We start from the raw sequence: 505 nt of genomic DNA, 5'->3' as shown, positions 1-505 counted from the left end.
GTGATCAACGCGGTCAAAGAACTTGGACAGATCTACATCTACAGCAAAACGGCGTCCCGTTTTAATGATGTCTTGTACCTGTCGCACCGCTTGTTGTCCATTTCGATTTGGCCTAAATCCAAAACTATTATTGGAAAAGGTAGGGTCGAAAATCGGCGTTAACACTTGAGCAATAGCTTGTTGAATAACCCTGTCAATGACGGTAGGAATACCCAGTTGGCGTTTACCGCCATCGGGTTTAGCAATTTCGACTCGTCTAACAGGTGATGGTTGGTATTGGCCTGAGCGCAGCTCAGCCATAATACGTTTCCAGTTACCCTCTCTTGCCCAAGCAGGGAAGTCATCAATGGACATGCCATCGATGCCAGCGGCTCCCTTATTGGCTCGAACTTGTTTCCATGCAGACATCACATTGTCTGGTTGCAAGGTGAGTTCAAGTAGTTCTGCACTAAAGGCTGGCTTCTTATCAATACGCTGAGTCACGTCACTACCGGTCGGCATTCGT

General features: G+C 47.5%; 1 protein-coding gene. It reads right to left on the bottom strand.

All coding sequences use genetic code 11. The features are described from left to right. Window positions 1–501 (bottom strand): reverse transcriptase domain-containing protein (locus tag ACNKW3_RS19845; protein ID WP_427401065.1); only part of this gene is annotated, 501 nt, incomplete at its 3' end. Window positions 502–505 lie beyond the last annotated feature (4 nt).

It is taken from the genome of Glaciecola sp. 1036, from assembly GCF_050306235.1.
Taxonomy (GTDB): Bacteria; Pseudomonadota; Gammaproteobacteria; order Enterobacterales; family Alteromonadaceae; genus Glaciecola.
Note: the sequence above shows the minus strand (reverse complement) of the source record. Positions and strands in the feature narration are given on the sequence as shown.